This is a genomic window from Desulfonatronum zhilinae (assembly GCF_900182865.1).
Taxonomy (GTDB): domain Bacteria; phylum Desulfobacterota; class Desulfovibrionia; order Desulfovibrionales; family Desulfonatronaceae; genus Desulfonatronum; species Desulfonatronum lacustre.
Map to the genome: position 1 here is coordinate 35,089 of NZ_FXUJ01000025.1, position 17,163 is coordinate 52,251.

10 protein-coding genes and 1 pseudogene are annotated in these 17,163 nt (G+C 58.3%); 9 read left to right on the top strand and 2 right to left on the bottom strand.

The window, feature by feature from the left end; translation table 11 throughout:
* Positions 1-369: 369 nt before the first annotated feature.
* A complete protein-coding gene (locus AC559A_RS16130) occupies positions 370-1,146 on the bottom strand; it encodes an amidohydrolase family protein (protein ID WP_498818720.1) in 777 nt (258 codons plus the stop codon).
* A 185-nt stretch (positions 1,147-1,331) separates the two neighbouring features.
* On the opposite strand from AC559A_RS16130, the gene AC559A_RS16135 reads away from it, so the two are divergent.
* The 9 genes from AC559A_RS16135 (at position 1,332) to AC559A_RS16175 (ending at position 16,811) form a co-directional block, all read left to right on the top strand.
* Positions 1,332-4,331, top strand: a complete 3,000-nt coding sequence (locus AC559A_RS16135; protein WP_498818722.1) for a PAS domain S-box protein — start codon at positions 1,332-1,334, stop codon at positions 4,329-4,331.
* Positions 4,328-4,717 carry a response regulator gene (locus AC559A_RS16140; RefSeq protein ID WP_498818724.1) on the top strand — a complete coding sequence of 130 codons (390 nt, stop codon included), beginning with the start codon at positions 4,328-4,330 and terminating at the stop codon, positions 4,715-4,717. The genes AC559A_RS16135 and AC559A_RS16140 overlap by 4 nt, the downstream gene beginning before the upstream one ends.
* Positions 4,717-5,808 (top strand): HD-GYP domain-containing protein, encoded by a 1,092-nt coding sequence (locus AC559A_RS16145; protein ID WP_498818726.1) that lies wholly within the window; start codon positions 4,717-4,719, stop codon positions 5,806-5,808. Before AC559A_RS16140 ends, AC559A_RS16145 begins: the two co-directional genes overlap by 1 nt.
* Before the next feature lie 246 nt (positions 5,809-6,054).
* Positions 6,055-8,694 carry a PAS domain S-box protein gene (locus tag AC559A_RS16150; protein WP_498818727.1) on the top strand — a complete coding sequence of 880 codons (2,640 nt, stop codon included), beginning with the start codon at positions 6,055-6,057 and terminating at the stop codon, positions 8,692-8,694.
* 67 nt (positions 8,695-8,761) lie between these two features.
* Complete coding sequence (locus AC559A_RS16155) at positions 8,762-10,030, top strand: EAL and HDOD domain-containing protein (protein WP_498818729.1); 1,269 nt, start codon at positions 8,762-8,764, stop codon at positions 10,028-10,030.
* Positions 10,031-10,413: 383 nt separating this feature from the next.
* Positions 10,414-12,858 carry a cache domain-containing protein gene (locus tag AC559A_RS16160; protein WP_498818731.1) on the top strand — a complete coding sequence of 815 codons (2,445 nt, stop codon included), beginning with the start codon at positions 10,414-10,416 and terminating at the stop codon, positions 12,856-12,858.
* Positions 12,859-13,129: 271 nt separating this feature from the next.
* On the top strand, positions 13,130-13,612 hold the full coding sequence (locus AC559A_RS16165; protein WP_498818733.1) for a chemotaxis protein CheW: 483 nt from the start codon (positions 13,130-13,132) through the stop codon (positions 13,610-13,612).
* Between the two features lie 34 nt (positions 13,613-13,646).
* The gene (locus tag AC559A_RS16170; RefSeq protein WP_498818735.1) at positions 13,647-15,680 is read left to right on the top strand and encodes a methyl-accepting chemotaxis protein; all 2,034 of its coding nucleotides are present in this window, start codon (positions 13,647-13,649) and stop codon (positions 15,678-15,680) included.
* Between the two features lie 114 nt (positions 15,681-15,794).
* Positions 15,795-16,811, top strand: a complete 1,017-nt coding sequence (locus AC559A_RS16175; protein ID WP_498818737.1) for a helix-turn-helix domain-containing protein — start codon at positions 15,795-15,797, stop codon at positions 16,809-16,811.
* A 193-nt stretch (positions 16,812-17,004) separates the two neighbouring features.
* Here the strand turns inward: AC559A_RS16175 and AC559A_RS16180 are convergent.
* Positions 17,005-17,163, bottom strand: a pseudogene (locus AC559A_RS16180) (IS1380-like element ISDth1 family transposase); the annotation flags it as partial.

Consider the following 17,163-nt stretch of genomic DNA (forward strand, 5'->3'; position numbering starts at 1 on the left):
GATGCGAGTTTTCAGGATTTCCTTAATCCAAAATCACCATGGGTCAGCATCGAAAATCCAAGTATCCCGACACCGATGACAATTGTGATTTAAATTTTGATTTTCTAATTCAAATTATTCCGGTACCGATTCGATACTCAAGGCTCTCATCGACATCACGAAAAGTAAAAACGAAGCCGCTCTTCCTACTCGGACACACTTTTACTGTCAACAATTATGAGAATAAAACTCACTATCCGAAACGGCTCTCCTCAAAACACGCCGAACCTCAAGAAACGCTCAAACACTTTTCCCCGGATTCCAAGCCTCCAGCCTAAGGCTTCAAGTTTCAGGCCTCCTCATCACCTCCACCCACCCCGGCCCACCTCATCAGAACACCCCGTTCCCCAACACCGCCTCAATCTCCTCCTCCCGCAGTCCGGCATTGGTTTCCAAAAGCCGGATTTCGTCCAGGGGGTCGAACAGCGGATAGTCGCTGCCGAACAGCAGCCGTTCCCTGGGATGCTTGCGCAGCAGTCCGCGCAGCAGATCCCGGGGCATAAAGGGCAAGGAACTGGAGGTGTCCAGATACACGTCGGTCCCGGCCAGGACCTCCAGGGCCTGGTCCCAATGCAGATAGCCGCCGAAGTGCGCCGCGATGATCGTCAATTTCGGAAAATCGCGACGGATTTTGGCCAGTTTGCCCGGGCTCGACGGATTCAGGTCCGGTGGAAGCCGGTCGCCGACGTGAAACATGAGCGCGAACCGGTTGCCAATGGCCTCGAAAAGCGGATACAGGACCGGATCGTCAAGCCGGAATCCCTGGAAATCCGGATGAAACTTCAGGCCCCTGATTCCGGCCGTTTCCAGGCGGACCAACTCCCGTTCCCAGTTCATAAACCCGGGATGCAGGGTTCCAAAGGCGATCAACTCGGGATGCTCGGTCTGCATGAACATGGACCAGTTGTTCGCCGGCACGACCTGGTCTGGGGTGGTGGCCGCGGTATGCACCGCCGCCTTGTGGATGCCGGCCCGTCGCAACCGGAAAATCAAATCCTCGGGCAAGCCCGTGCCCACGGGGTCTATCCCGTAATGCCCGCGCAATTGGGCCAGAACCTTGTGAGCGATCTTGGGGTGGAAGGCGTGAGTGTGCCAGTCGGTGCGCATATTCTTCGTGGAATGGTTGAGATGTCGTCATGTCGCGCGACCGGGGGAAAGGCACGCGGGAAACAGGTCACGAACGAACCGCCACTTGCCCCGTCTCAAAAAAAAGATCAAGTTGACGACGGGAAAACAACTCTCGTCCGACCTTGTCTCAATGTCAGCAACCCGTCAAAATAGCGAGATAAATTATGCCCGCTGATGAACGCGTGTGGTCTTTGGAGCAGGCTCTGGAGGAACTGGAGCAGGCGCAGACCCGGATCGCTGAATTCGAAGGTCGGCTCGCGGCATGTTCTCCACGCCAAAATCCCGCCCCTTCACCGTATGAGCCCATCTTCACCAATGCCCCCAACCCCATGCTTCTCGTTGACCGGAAGGCCCGCGTGTTCGGGCTGAACAAGGCGGCAGCCCGGCTGGCGGGCGGGGATGAGGAAGCGCTCGTCGGGCGGATTCTCGGCGAGGTGCTGCATTGCGAAAGCATTGCCGGGAGGCAGGAATGCGGGCAGGCCCGACCTTGTCCGGCCTGCCCGCTGCGTGATGCCCTGAACCGGGCCGTGCGCGACGGAAAGCCGATCCATGACGTTCAAGCGCGGCTGCGGGTTTCCGGAAGGCCCGCTTTCCCGGTTTACGACTTTCTGGTCTCGGTCATCCCCATGCCCTTCGGCTCTGAGGACAGATTCCTCCTTTCCCTGCTCGATGTCACCGAACAGCTCGGTACACTGGAGAGACTGCGAAAAAGCGAGGAAGACTATCGGCTGCTGGTGGACAACCAGAGTGACTTGGTGGTCAAGGTGGACCTTGATGGCCGTTTTCTCTTCGTCAGCTCCAGTTATTGCGACCTGTTCGGCAAGACCAGGGAAGAGTTGATGGGACAAAAGTTTATGCCCCTGGTCCACGAGGAAGACCAGGACTCCACGGCCAGAGCCATGGAATCCTTGTTCATTCCACCGCATACGACGTATCTCGAACAGCGGGCCATGACCCGGAACGGTTGGCGATGGCTTGCATGGTCGGACAAGGCCGTGCTGGACGAGTCCGGAAATGTCGCGGCCGTGGTGGGCGTCGGCCGCGACATCACCCAGGCCAAGAAGGCCGAGCAAGCCCTGCGGGAAAGCGAGGAGCGGTCGCGTGCGCAACGCTCGGCCATTGCCGAACTCGCTCTGGATTCCGTGATCGCTTCCGGCGACCTGAACAGCGCCCTGCACCGCCTGACTGAAGTATCGGCGACGGCTCTCCAGGTCGCGCGGGCCGGGATATGGCTCTTTTCCGAAGACGGATCTGGGCTGGAATGCCTTTCCCTGTACGACTCCCTCTCCGGTGTCCATATTCGAAGCGACGCTTTCCTCACTGCCAAAGATTTTCCCATCTATTTCGATACCCTTCACACGGACCGCCGAATCCATGTCGAAGACGTCCTGACGGATTCACGCACCAAAGGATTGGGTGAGAAATATTTTATCCCCGTGGGTATCTCTTCCTTGCTGGACGCCGGGATTGTGGTCAAAGGAGAACTGGCGGGAGTCGTGAGCCTGGAGCATGTCGGCGAAAAGCGAAAGTGGCATTCCGACGAAGAAGCCTTCGCGAGTACCATGGCGGCCATGGCCGGCCAGGTGCTGGTCAACGCCGAACGCAGGCGCGTCGAGGACGCTTTGCTCATGAACCAGTTTGCCATGGACCGGGCGATGGACGGTATTTTCTGGGTGGATGACCGGGGTGGCCTGTCCTATGTCAATGATGCCGCCTGCGCCTCCCTGGGGTATACACGGGATGAGCTGTTGCAAATGACGGTTTTCGACATTGACCCGAATTTTCAGGCAGAGGGCTTTGAACGGCATAAGGAAGCCATGGTAAACGCCGGGGCGATGCGCCTGGAGTCCCAGCACCGGGCCAGGGACGGCCGTGTTTTCCCCGTGGAGGTATCGACCAACTACTTTGAACGTAAAGGCCGTTTCCTGGCCTGCGCCTTTGTCCGGGACATCAGCGAGCGCAAACAGGCCGAGGAACGTTTGCGAAGTCTGGTCGACGAGCAAAATATCCTGTTGAACAATATCGACGCGCATGTCTGGTACTTGAAAGACCCGGAGACCTACGGAGCGGTAAATACCGCCCATGCCCGGTTTTTCGGCAAGGACAAGAGCATGCTTGAAAACCGGCCCTTGCGGGAGGTGCTGTTTTCGGGCGAGGAAGTCCAGTTCTGCGTCGTCGGCAACAGACAGGTTTTCAAGGAACGCCGCCGGATCAAGACGGAGGAGTTGCTGCGCGACGGCGAGGGAACGCTGCGACTTTTAGAGGTGACAAAAACCCCAAAACTGAGCGACGGCGGGGACGTGGAGTACGTGGTCTGCTTTGCCCACGACGTCACCGAGGCCAAAAAAATGCGGGAGATGATGGTCGAGACGGAAAAGATGATTTCCATGGGAGGGATTGCCGCGGGCATTGCCCACGAGATCAACAATCCGCTGGGCATCGTGCTGCAGGCCGCCCAGAACCTGGCCCAGCGTACCAGGCCCGACTTTCCCAAAAACATCCAGGCTGCGGAGGCCATTGGCCTGGACCTCGGATTGCTGGCCGAATACATGCACCGACGCAAGCTGGACGCCTTCATCGAGGACATTCAGTCCGCGGCCATGCGGGCCGCGATGATCATCCGGCACATGCTCGACTTTACGCGCCGCAGCGAATCCAGGCGCACTGTGTGCGATCCGGAACGGATTGTGAAGAATGCCCTGACCCTGGCGCAAAGCGACTATGACCTGAAAAGGGAATATGATTTCAGGAAAATCACCGTTGAACTGAACGTTGACGACAACCTGCCGTCTTTCAACTGCACAGAGACGGAAATCGAGCAGGTTGTCCTGAATTTGCTGCGCAATGCGGCCCAGGCCATGGCGGAAGCCGTGCCTCCGGTGGAGAACCCGCGTATTGAAGTCCGCATATCCGGGTTTGCCGACGGAGTGCGCATCGAGGTGGAGGACAACGGGCCAGGTATTCCCCCCGAGGTCCAAGCCAGGGTATTCGAACCTTTTTTCACGACCAAACCGCCGGGCCAGGGAACGGGATTGGGCCTCTCGGTCTCGTATTTCATCATCTCCCAAAGCCATAAAGGTGCAATGCGCGTGAAATCAACGCCCAACGCGGGGGCCTGTTTCATTGTCGAACTCCCCTCGGCGAGCAAGGAGACGACCCCATGAGCAGGACACGGCCTCACCTGTGCATCGTGGAGGATGAAGAGCGGATCAGGGCTCAGTTTCTCTTATTCCTGGAAGACTATGACGAGTTCCGGGTCACCGCGGCGGAGTCCGGCGAGAAAGCCTTGGAAATGCTCCGGCGCGACCCAGCCGACGTCTGCATCGTGGATATTCGCCTGCCTGGCATGAACGGGGCGGCTTTCATCCGGTCCGCGTTGAAGGCCGACCTATGCCGTCGCTGCCTGGTGCATACCGGAACGGTGGATCGTGAACTTCTGGATGAACTGAAAAGCGTGGGCGTATCGGACCGGGACGTCTTTCTCAAGCCCACGAAAATGAACCGGATTTTGGCGCGCATACGCGAACTGTTGCCGGGAGAGATCGACTGATGGCCATTTTGATCATTGACGACGAGGACGGGCTGCGTCGGGCGCTGAGCGCCTATTTGGAAGACATGGATCATGAGACCCTCACTGCGGAAAACGGCCTGCAAGGGCTTGAGACGCTTCGGCGCGAGGCCCAACGCCTCGAAGCCGTGGTCGTGGACCTGAACATGCCGGTCATGGACGGATACGCCTTTATCCAGCTTGCCGTGGAAGAGGCACCGGAGCTCCCGTTGGTCGTGCTCTCCGGTGTCGGCGTGGTGGAAGATGCCTTGCGGGCCATGCGGCTCGGCGCCTGGGACTTCATCACCAAACCGGTACACAGGATGGAGGTTCTGGAGCACACGTTGGGCAAGGTGCTGGAGCGGGCGCGCTTGATCAGGGAGAACAGGGAATACAAGGAAAACCTGGAGGCCTTGGTCCGCGAACGAACCGCCGAGCTGGAGAAAACCCGCCGCCAGGTGATGCAGCGGCTCAGTCGCGCCGCGGAATACAAGGACAACGAAACCGGGAACCATGTCGTTCGCGTCGGTGAAATCAGCGCCTTGTTGGCCCGGGCCATGGGCTTGTCCGAGCAGGATTGTGAACAACTCCGGGATTGCGCCCCGCTGCACGATGTGGGCAAAATCGGCATCCCGGATCACATCCTGCTCAAGCCCGGAAAGCTGACTGAAGAGGAAATGGAGATCATGCAGCGGCATTGCCATTACGGCTGCGAAATCCTCGGCCCGTTGACCGGCGGGCAGTCCGCGACCGAAATCTGCGCCGCCCCGGAGTCGATCATGTCCGGCGGAGACAACGAGCTGCTGCGGCTGGCCCGCGTCCTGGCCATGTTTCACCATGAACGATGGGATGGAACGGGGTATCCATTTGGGCGCAAGGGCGAGGACATCCCGCTCCAGGCCCGGATCGTGTCCGTCGTGGACGTCTTTGATGCATTGAACAGCGCACGTCCCTACAAACCAGCCCTGCCCGAGGAAGACTGTCTTGAAATCATTCGTACCGGAGCGGGGACCCAGTTCGATCCCGAGGTGGTTGACGCGTTTTTCAGGGTCCTGGAAGAAATCAGGAAGGTTCGGGGCGTGTGGAAGGATTGAAAATGGATAGTTCGAAATCCATTTTCACCCTGACTACAGAATGCATGGTCAAAGAAACAGCCGCTTTTGCGGCTGTTTCTTTTTGCGAGAATCGCGTTAAAAAATAGAGAATATGCCGGATAAATCGAAACATATCGGGTTTCCATGCAGTGAGAATCACCGTAAAAAATATCTGAGTTTCTTGCTCCGGGCTTCATTTCCAGCATAGTTTGCCAACTTTTGGCATAAAAAAACGAGAGAGGCGTCATGGAATGCGTGGTCGGGGAGCGACTGAGGTTCTTTCGTCTGCTGAACAACATGAATCGAGAGCAACTGGCCATGCGTCTGGGCGTGACGGCGCAGCACGTCGGGTTGATCGAGAGAGGCCGCGGATATCCCTCAGTTGAGCTCCTGCTCAAGGCTGCGGAAGCCCTGGGGACGGAGGTGGCTAATTTTTTCCTGTCGCCGGGAAGCGGATCGAAAAACCTGGCAGCGGACACGGAGGAACAATCGACCGCTTTGTCCCTGTGCGGTGCCGATGTTCAGCTTGTCGCCGGAGTCGGCACATGGGACTTCAACTTCGCGACGGGCCGGGAAACATGGTCCGAGGCCTTGCGGTGCCTGCTCGGCTTTCCCGAGCGAAAGACCTCATTGAGCGAGGTATTGCTGGAGCGCCTCGCGCCGGAGTTCGTCCGGCGTTGCAAGGCGTTTTTTAAAAAGATTCTCGAACATGGCCGACCACAACCGTTTCCGTGCGTGCTGATCAGCGAGAATGGGACCGAGCGGCGGCTTCTGATCCATGCCGAGCAGATCACGGACGGATGTCACGGCATGGACCGGGCGCGACTTATCATTCAGGACGTCACTGACTGGGAACTCTATCGCGATCTGTTGCACCGCGACCTGAACCGGCTTGAGGCCGCGGTGACGGTACGAGACCTCAGGCTGCGCCAGGCCGCGGAAGAGGCCAGAAGCGCCCGGGCGCTGAGCGCGGCGGCCCAGCGGGAGCTGGAATTTAAAGGCGAGCAGGTGGAGCGCCTCATCCAGGCGGCCCCGGCGATCCTGTACTCCTTTGTTCCAGGCGTCGGCGGAACCGAAGTCTGGTCGCCGCATACGCAACACATCCTCGGCTACACCGTGGGGGAACTGAAGAGCGACCCCATGCTCTGGAATCGCTCCATCCATCCCGAGGACGCAGCCAAGGTCGAAACGGCCATCGAGTCCGCCAGGCAGGGACATCCCATCGACCTGGAGTATCGGATCCAGGCGAAGGATGGAACGTGGCGCTGGCTGCGGGATCAGGCCCGATTGACCGACGACGCATCGGACTCCCCCGTACTCGTCGGCATGGCCATGGACATCACCGAGCACAAACGGATGGATGAGGCGCTGAGAAAGAGCGAGGAGCGCCACCGACTGATCTCCGAAGCGTCGGACTATGCCTTCTCCCTGCACGTCGATCAGACGCGGCGTCTGACTATCGAGTGGGCCTCCGATACCCACGAGCGTATCACCGGCTATACGGCTTCAGGCCTGGAGGCCTCCGGCGGCGTGCCGACGCTGATCCACCCCGAAGACATGCCCATCGTCTCACTAGCCGTTGAACGGTTATTGGCTGGTGAAAAATCTCTGGCCGAATTTCGCATCTTGCGTAAAGACGGAGAAGTCCGCTGGCTGCAAACCACCGCATCCCCGGTCCCGGACCCTCTTTCAGGCCGCGTGACGCGCATCCACGGCGCGGCCCGGGACGTGACCGAACGAAAACTTCTGGAAGACGCCCTGAGTTCATCCCGCGAAGCGCTGCTCCAACAAAGAGAGGAGCGTTTCCGCGCCTTGTTCGACAACTCATCGGAGGGCATTTTCCTGCACGACCTGGAAGGCCGGATACTTGAAGCCAATAAGGCCGTTCTGGACATGTTCGGTTACACCTTGGACGAATTGCGACGCCTGCATCCCATGCAGCTCGTTCATCCCGAGGAAGTGAACCATGTCGCCGCGCTGTTCCAGGAAATTCAGCTTCACAGAACCACGACCGCGGTGCACCGTTGCCTGCGCGGCGACGGTTCTGAATTTTTCGTCCAGGTCCGCGCCAAACTGATCGGCGACAATATGATTCAGGGCATTCTGCGCGACGTCACTGTTGAACACAAGAAGGAAAAGGAGCTGATTCAGGCCAAGGAGGCGGCCGAGGCCCTGAGCAGGGCCAAGTCCGAATTTCTGGGCAACATGAGCCACGAACTGCGCACCCCTCTGAACGGGATCCTCGGCATGATGCATGTTTTGAAGTCCACCCGTCTGGACGAAGAGCAACAACACGTTCTCTCTTTGGCGCTCAAGTCCTCCGACCGGTTGAGCCGACTGCTCAACGACCTGCTTGAACTGTCCAGGCTCGAAATGGAGCTCCAGACGATCAACGAGGAGGTCTTTTCACCATCGGAATTGTGCATGTACGTGGTCGATTTGTTTGGTCCCGTGGCCCAGGAAAAGGGACTTGCCCTGGAATGCGTTGTTGATCCGTCAACTCCCTCCTTGCTCCTGGGTGATGTGAGGCTAATCCGCCAAATCCTCTTCCAATTGACGGGCAACGCACTGAAGTTCACGGACAAAGGGAGCGTCCGGCTTGACCTGACCCGGTTATCGTCACCAAGGCCGGGAGAGTGTCGCGTCCTGATCACGGTCGCCGATACCGGAATCGGCATCCCCGAGGAAAACCTGAACAAGATTTTCGAGCCCTTCACCCAGGTGGATGGTTCTCTGGCCCGGCCTTATGAGGGCGCGGGGGTAGGGCTGGCCATCGTCAAGCGCCTGATGAACCTGATGCAGGGGGCAATTTCCGTGGACGACACGCCCGGTGGCGGAGCCACTCTCCACGTGGCCCTGCCATTGGGTTTGCCAGGCGATACGTGATTTTTTCCAGAGGCTCTAAAACGTTTAGAACGCAAACATCATACGCCTACGAAAGGACTAAATCAGAATGTCTCTTACCCTTCACGAGCAGAATCCGATCCCTGGCAGCGCGACGGAAGATGTGTACGTAGCCCGGCAGCCGGTGTTCGACACGGAGATGCTGGTCTGGGGCTACGAACTGCTGTTCCGACAAAGCGCCCAGAGCCGCGTGGCCGAGATCGAGGATCACGACGTGGCCACCTCCCAAGTGATGATGAACGGCTTCACTCTGGCCACGGAGTGGCTGTCTCAGAGACAGAAAGTCCTCATCAACTATCCCGAGAGCATGCTCCTCCAGGGGATGCCCCGCGCCCTGCCCGCGGAAACAGCCGTGGTGGAGATTCTTGAAACAGTGCGGCCAAGCGCGGAAGTCCTGGAAGTCTGCCGCCAACTCAAGTGCGAGGGATACACTCTGGCCCTGGACGACTTTGTCGGCGGACCGGGCTTCGAGCCTCTGTTGGAACTGGCGGACATCGTCAAGGTGGACGTTCTCGGGGTTCAACCCGGAGAACTGGACGCGGTCGTGGGCAGGCTGGGCAGGCATCGGTGTATCCTGCTCGCCGAAAAAGTGGAGGACTTGGCGGTTTTCGATCGGTGTCGGGATTTGGGTTTCTCTCTGTTTCAAGGGTACTTTTTCAGTCGTCCGCAGGTCGTTGCCGGAAAAAACCTTTCCTCCAGCCAGATTTCCCGGCTCAACCTGCTGCAAGCGCTTGGGGCTCCTGACCTGGACATGACGCAGATCACCAAGATCATCCAGACCGACGTCTCCCTGAGTTATCGCCTGCTGCGGTACATCAACTCGCCCGGCATCGGCCTGCCTTATCAAGTCAGGTCCATAACCCAGGCCGTGAACATGCTCGGGCAGCGGAAAATCGCGATCTGGCTGCGCGTGCTCATTCTGGCGGACATGAACCCCGCCCCCCATGCACGGGAACTGCTCTCTTTTTGTCTCCAACGGGCCAGATTCCTGGAGATATTGAGCCAGGCAAAGCTCTCCACCTCGCTGCCGCCGGACTCCATGTTTCTCTTCGGCCTCTTCTCATCCCTGGACGCCCTGCTTTCCCAACCCATGCCGGACATCGTCGGCAAACTGTCCCTGGAACCCCGCCTGGCGCAAGGCCTGCTGGGCGACGACCCGGAACTGCAAGCCTGGCTGGACCTTGTGCTTGCCTCGGAAAGCGGAAACTGGCCACAAGCCGAGACGATCCTGGAAAGACTGGCCATCGGGCGCGACACCGCCGCAAAAGCTCAAAACAAAGCCACAAGTTGGGCGAAACACTTCATGGAGGCGGCTTGACGGTCCAAGGTCCGGAGCTTCAGCAATTTTTCAAATTGATCTAAATTGGACATAATCCGACCTGTACTCATTTTTCACATGTGATAAGCAGAAAATTCTTGCTACAATCCATTAACTTGCCCTTGGCCGACCAAAGGCCGACCAAAGAGGGGGACAGAATGCGGGAAAGGACCATACATAATAATGCCGGCAACGAATTACTGCAGTTGGTTACGTTGACGGCTTTCCGGGGGCCGCGCATCTGTAGCGAATCGCAATCGAAATCGGCCACAAATAACTTGTCCCAAGACACGATAACAACAGGCTTGTTTCGATTGCGATTCCGATTGATGCCGTTACCCCTTTGAACCCAAATTCCGCCTACCCCGAATCTCAGACACTCCATGCTCAAAAAACTCCTGAACCTGTCCATCCCCGCCAAGACTTTCGGGTTGATCCTGGCGCTCGTCCTGGTTTTTTGCGCGATGATTCTGTTCTATTTCCTGCCCTTGATGCAAGAGCGGCTGCTGTACGGCAGGAAGGAAGCGCTGATGCACGTCGCGCGTTCGGCCCACTCCCTGCTTGACGAATATCAACAACGAGTCCGGGCCGGAGAATTGACCCTGGATGAGGCCCAGGATCGCGCCAAGAGACGGATCAAGCACATGCGCTACGGCCGGGGTGATTATCTCTGGATCAGCGACAACGCCGCATCCATGCCGCGCCTGCTGATGCATCCGACCATTCCGGACCTGGACGGCACGGAGCAGGGCGCCCCTCTGACCGCGGAGGTCATGCGCATGGAGTACGGCTTTCAGGGGCCGGTGAAGCTGCTTCCGGGAACCATGGCCAATTTACTGTTGCTCTTTACCGAGGTCGTCCAAACGACCGGGGACGGCTTCGTGGCCTACAACTGGCCCAAGCCGCATCAAACGAGCATCAACGCGGAGAGGCACCCCAAGGAATCCTATTTGTTGCTCTTTGAACCCTGGGGCTGGATTCTGGGCACCGGCCTGTACATCGACGACATTGAGGCCGAAATGCGCGTTTTGCGCGTGGAGATGGTCACGTTTTCGCTTATTATCCTGCTTCTTGTCCTACCCGCAGCCTTGCTTGCCTCCATCGTGTTCACCAGGTCCCTGGGCGTTTTAGCCGATTATGCGGACAAGGTCTCCGCCGGAGACCTTAACGCCGGAGTCACCGGGCGCTTTTACGGTGAAGCGCGGCGGTTGATGCAGGCCATTACCGAAATGGTTGGCAACCTGAAAAGCGCCCTGGCCCAGGCCGAAAACAGCAGGATGGAGGCGCAGCGTTTGGCCGAGGCGGCGGAGCTGGCCTCGGAGCGATTGGCCGTGATTCTGCGATCCATCGGCGATGGGGTTATCGCCGCGGACACCGGGGGGAAGGTGCTGTTTCTGAACAAGGCCGCCGAGGAACTGACCGGCTGGTCCCAGGATGAGGCCCATGGGCTGCCCCTGTCCGAAGTGCTCCAGATGCGGGATGATCGTTTCGGACAGGTCGATGTTCTGGTTCGCCAAGTCTTGGAAAAGGGGATCGTACTCCAGTTGGGCGGTACCGGCCACCTTGTCTCCAGGGACGGAAAGCTCCGGCTCGTCGCATCCAACGCGGCCCCGATCAGAGACAAGGAAAGCCGGGTGATCGGCGTGGTGCTCGCCTTCCGGGACGAAACCGAGAAGCAACGACTTCTGGACGAGGCTCTCAAGGCCGAAAAGCTGGAGTCTCTGGGGATTTTGGCCGGAGGTATCGCCCACGACTTCAACAACACCCTGACCGCGATCCTGGGCAACATCACCTCGGCCCGGCTGTCCCTGGCCGAACCGGACAAGGCCGAACGCAAGCTCCGCGAGGCTGAAAGCGCCACCTACCGAGGCAAGGGCCTGACCCAACAAATGTTGACCTTTGCCAAGGGCGGCACTCCCGTCCGGGAAATCCTGCCCCTGGGCGGGCTGGCGCGAGAGTCGGCAGAATTCGCCCTGCGTGGAACCAGCGCCAAATGCGTTTTCCAACTTCCCGACGATCTCTGGTCCGTCCACGCCGATCCAGACCAAATCAGCCGGGTGATCCACAACTTGGCCCTCAACGCCCACCATGCCATGCCCCAAGGCGGCCTTGTCACCCTGACCGGGGCGAATATCGACGCCCCAAAACTCCCGGAGGCCATCCTCGCTTCCGGACCGTTCACGCGTCTTTCCGTGACCGACCAGGGACACGGCATCTCCCCGGAACACCTGACCAGGATCTTTGATCCATACTTCACCACCAAGGCCCACGGCTCCGGGCTCGGCCTTGCTTCAAGCTATTCCATCATCAAGCGACACGGCGGCGTCATCACGGTGGAATCCGTGCCCGGACAAGGCACGACATTTCATGTTTATCTGCCCGCCATTCCCACCGCCTCGCCGACGCCCCGCGACGCCGAAAAGGACGAACCGGATCGCCCGGGTGGACGCATATTGGTGATGGACGACGAGGTGATGATCCTGGACGTCAGCGTGGACCTGATGGAACACCTGGGCCATGCGGCCCTTCCGGTCCAGAACGGCGAGGAGGCCGTGGCCCGGTACAAACAGGCCATGGCTGACGGGCTTCCTTTCGACGTCGTGATCATGGACCTGACCATCCCCGGCGGCATGGGCGGCAAGGAGGCGGTCCGGGAAATCCTCAAACTCGACCCCGCCGCCAGGGTCGTGGCCTCCAGCGGCTACTCCAGCGACCCGGTGATGGCCAATTTTCAAGAATACGGCTTTGTCGGCTCGATAGCCAAACCCTATACCATCCAGCAAATCAGGAGACTGCTCAACAAGCTCCTGGTTCCGTCCGTGAGCTGATTTTGATCGCCAGCACGACCCGGTTCCGGGGTGGTGGTCACGGTATGGGTATGCATCGCCGCCTTGTGGATACCGGCCCGTCGCAACCGGAAAATCCCCCCCTGGTCCGCCTTCCCTTCGCCGCTATTTCATACCACCACGACAAAAAATGATCTAAATTGGACATTATCCGGGCTGTACAGTGTTTTCACGTGTGGTAGACAAGTAATTTTTTCATAATCCATCAATCTGCCTTCGGCCTCAGGCCGAACAAAAAAAAGGGGGGGGCAGGATGCGGGAAACGACTGCTCGTAAAGACGCAGGCTCCGAGCTACTGCAGTTGGTCACGTTTCACATCGGCGACGAGGAATTCGGCGTGGAGATTCTCAAGGTTCAGGAGATTATCCGGATGATGAGCATCACCCGTGTGCCCAAGGCTCCGGATTTCGTGGAAGGCGTGATCAACCTGCGCGGCAAGGTCATCCCGATCGTCGACCTGCGTAAACGTTTCGGCATGGCCGCCCAGGACCATGACAAAAACACCCGGATCATCGTCCTTGAAATCAATGCGGTGATCATCGGATTCGTGGTGGATTCCGTATCCGAAGTGCTGCGCATCCCGGCAAATACGGTGGAACCGCCGCCGACGATCATTTCCGGGATTGAATCCGAGTATATCAGCGGCGTGGGCAAGCTGGCGGACAGGCTGCTAATTCTGTTGGACCTGGACCGTCTGCTGAGCAAAGGCGAGCAGAATTTGCTTACGGACTTATAAGGTCCGAAATCAATCAAAAGGAGCAAAGGGAACAATGAAGAACACCCCCATTGGCATCAAATTGATCGGTGGTTTTTTGGCCTTGTTGATCCTGGTCTGCGGCGGACTGGGATACATCGCCTACGACCGGGCTTCCCGAGCCGTGGTCGGCCAGGTGGAGGAAAACATTCCGCTGATGGCCGAGGATGGAGCCAAGCTTGTCAGGAGTCAACTGGATTATCACATTTTGGCTATCGAAGGGGTTGCCGCCCGGTATGTCATCCAAACCATGGACTGGCCGCAACAAAAGTCGGCGTTGGAATTCGAAATCGCCAGATTGGGTTATCAGGATATGGTTGTCGTGACGCCCGACGGTAATACCCACTCTCCAACAGGCTCCACGACCAACGTCAGTGACAGAGCTTATTTCAGAGACGCCATGAATGGAAAAAGCGTATTCTCAAGTGTGATCATTCATCGCGTGCTGAATAAACCAATTATTATTGTCGCCACGCCGATCAGAGCCCGTGGAAATATCTCCGGCGTTCTTTTTGCTGTCCTGGACGCAACACAACTCAGTGATATCACTGACGATATTGAATACGGGACCACGGGATACTCCTATATCATCGATGACAAGGGAACCCTGATCGCTCACGGCAACAGGCAGTTCGTGATGGATCAGCGCAACTTCATTGAAGAGTCCAGGACGGATGCCCAGTATGCACGTTTGGCGGCCATGTTCCAACGCATGGTCAAGGGCGAGTCCGGCTTTGACGCATATCCGTTCATGGGAACGAATCGTTACTTTGGGTTCGCGCCCATTCCCGGCACGGGCTGGTCCATTGCCGTGGGGGCCATGGCGGACGACGTCTATGCCCAGGTGTATCAGTTGCGTTGGACCCTCATTATTGCCTCGTTCGTTTTTTTCGGCTTGGGCATCGTCATCGCGCTGTTGGTCAGCCGGAGCATCACCAATCCAGTAAACCGCCTGATGCACTACGCCGGGGCCGTGGCCAAGGGCGACTTGCAGGCCCGGTCCGGCATTGACCAGAAGGACGAAGTCGGCAAACTGAATCAGAGCATTCAAACCATGGTCCAGTCCCTGATCGAAAAGATGAAGGAGGCCGAACACCAGTCCGAATTGGCTCACCAGGAAACCGAGAAAGCCAAGGTTGCCACACAGGAGGCCGAGGAAGCGCGAGCCCAGGCCGAAACAGCCAAGCGGGAGGGCATGCTCCAAGCCGCGGGCAGCATCGAAGGAGTGGTGGAACGGATGACCTCGGCCTCGGAAGAACTGGCGGCCCAGGTGGAGCAGGCCAGTCGGGGCGCGGAGGAACAGAAGAGCCGCACCGGCGAGACGGCCACGGCCATGGAGGAGATGAACGCCACGGTGCTGGAAGTGGCCAAGAACGCCTCCAACGCTGCGGAAGGCTCGGACAAGGCCCGAACCAAGGCTCAGGAGGGCGCGGAGGTGGTCACCCGGGCCGTGGCGGCCATCAATCAGGTGGAAAATCAGACCCAGGCCATGAAGGAGAATCTGGGCAAGCTGGGCAGACAGGCCGAGCAGATCGGGCGGATCATGACCGTGATCGAGGACATCGCGGACCAGACCAACCTGCTGGCCCTGAACGCAGCCATCGAGGCAGCCCGGGCCGGAGACGCGGGTCGCGGGTTCGCCGTGGTGGCCGACGAGGTGCGCAAGCTGGCCGAAAAGACCATGAACGCCACCAAGGAAGTGGGCGACGCCATTTCAGCCATCCAGGAAGGCACCAAAAGCAATATCCAGGGTGTGGAGCAGGCGGTGCGCTCCGTGGCCGAGGCCACCAAACTGGCCGACTCTTCCGGCGGCGCCCTGCGGGAGATCGTGACCATGGTCGAGCAAGCCTCGGATCAGGTCCGGTCCATCGCCACGGCAGCAGAAGAGCAATCCTCGGCCAGCGAGGAGATCAACCGCAGCGTGGACGACATTAACCGGATATCCTCGGAGACCAGCGAAGTCATGAACCAATCGGCCCAAGCCGTCTCCGAACTGGCCGGGCAGGCCGTGGAGTTAAAAAATCTTGTCCAACGCCTGAAAAACGGCTGAGCGACCTAGCTCGGCCTTCCTGGGCCGTCTCGGGGCAATAGCCGGGACGGCCCAGGACAATCAGGAGCATACCCGTACAATGACGGGACTCCGTTCCTTCTGAAAAGGATGCCCATGAGCGATGAATTTTCGGTGGCCACGCAATTCGGCGAGCGGCTCCGTTTTTTTCGCACTCTGAAGCGTTTGACCCAAGCCGGTTTGGCCGAAAAAGTCGGCTTGAGCCTGAAGCAAATCAGCCGCATCGAGCGCGGCACTTCCACGCCGTCCTTCACGCTCCTGGAAAAACTCTGCCGGGTCCTGAATATCGCCCCTGTAACCCTTTTTCTCTTTCACGGTCCCTCCTTCAGTGCGGGGTGTCGCAATCCTGTTCACCTCGCCGACCGGGAAGCGACGACGCATTCAGACGTCGAGCTTATCTCCGTCAAATCCGGGGCGTGGATAGTGTCTTCCGCTTCAAAACGTGGAGCATGGTCGGCATCCTTGTATGCCTTGCTGGGCTACGCCCCCTATTCCGTCACCCCCACCGTGAAGCGCTTTCTCAAGCATGTGCATCCCCCCGAAAGAGAGATCGTCGAATCATTTCTCCGCGCACCTGCCCAGGAGCCGCACGAACGGACCCTTCTGGTCTCTTTGGCCGGAAAAGGCCCGGAGCGTTGCATGGTCATGATCCAAGCCGAGCCTTGGGTCGACGCGGCCGAAACCAAGGACGGACTCCTGGTGATCGTCCGGGAAGTGACGGACTGCATCGCCCTGCACCGCTCCTTCATTCACAATCAAAGACAGCTGGAAGTATACATGCTGGAGCGGAACAAGGAACTGGCCCTGACCGTGCAAAGACTGCGGCAGGAGGTTCTTGAACGGGAAAAGGCCGAGCAAGGTTTGCGCATATCCGACCTGATGGTCGCCAGTTCCCAGGACGCCCAGATATTCGTGGACAGGTTCGGCGTGGTTAGAAAGGTCAATCCCGCGTATGCCCGACTTGCGGGCATTTCCGTGCGGGAGCTTGAGGGGCGATTGTACAACGATATGTTGATTGAGCGCTGGGGACACGTTTTTTTTGATCGATTCCTTCAACCTGATATGGAGAAAGCACAAATTCACGGGCAAGCGACAGTCAAAGAAGAATCCTGAATCCGTGACTTTGCTTGGTTAGGACTTCTCATCGAAAGTTTTGGAACGATTTTCCATCGAACCATCTCCGCTGCCAAGATACTGGAAGCTTAAAATGAGCTATCTCAGCATGAAATCATTCAGATCACCGTCTATTACCAGAATTTTGGCGCAATACACCTGTATCATTTTTTTATTCCAGATTTTGCAGGCGCTACGCTGCCTTGAGGCGTTGAAACAACCTGCCAAACCAATCGTGCCATTCCTTGGAACATCCCAGTTGCATCACCAAGGTCCGGGCATGGCTGATCAAACGGCAAGACATGAAGACCACGCTGTTCATCACCGTCTTGATCCTGCGCCTTGTAGCCTT

What these genes read in the sequence shown, in the direction of transcription:
- AC559A_RS16155 (WP_498818729.1), top strand. Translation starts at nt 8,762, where the DNA reads ATGTCTCTTACCCTTCACGAGCAGAATCCGATCCCTGGCAGCGCGACG.
- AC559A_RS16135 (WP_498818722.1), top strand. Translation starts at nt 1,332, where the DNA reads ATGCCCGCTGATGAACGCGTGTGGTCTTTGGAGCAGGCTCTGGAGGAA.
- AC559A_RS16170 (WP_498818735.1), top strand. Translation starts at nt 13,647, where the DNA reads ATGAAGAACACCCCCATTGGCATCAAATTGATCGGTGGTTTTTTGGCC.
- AC559A_RS16130 (WP_498818720.1), bottom strand. Translation starts at nt 1,146, where the DNA reads ATGCGCACCGACTGGCACACTCACGCCTTCCACCCCAAGATCGCTCAC.
- AC559A_RS16175 (WP_498818737.1), top strand. Translation starts at nt 15,795, where the DNA reads ATGAGCGATGAATTTTCGGTGGCCACGCAATTCGGCGAGCGGCTCCGT.
- AC559A_RS16150 (WP_498818727.1), top strand. Translation starts at nt 6,055, where the DNA reads ATGGAATGCGTGGTCGGGGAGCGACTGAGGTTCTTTCGTCTGCTGAAC.
- AC559A_RS16145 (WP_498818726.1), top strand. Translation starts at nt 4,717, where the DNA reads ATGGCCATTTTGATCATTGACGACGAGGACGGGCTGCGTCGGGCGCTG.
- AC559A_RS16160 (WP_498818731.1), top strand. Translation starts at nt 10,414, where the DNA reads ATGCTCAAAAAACTCCTGAACCTGTCCATCCCCGCCAAGACTTTCGGG.
- AC559A_RS16165 (WP_498818733.1), top strand. Translation starts at nt 13,130, where the DNA reads ATGCGGGAAACGACTGCTCGTAAAGACGCAGGCTCCGAGCTACTGCAG.
- AC559A_RS16140 (WP_498818724.1), top strand. Translation starts at nt 4,328, where the DNA reads ATGAGCAGGACACGGCCTCACCTGTGCATCGTGGAGGATGAAGAGCGG.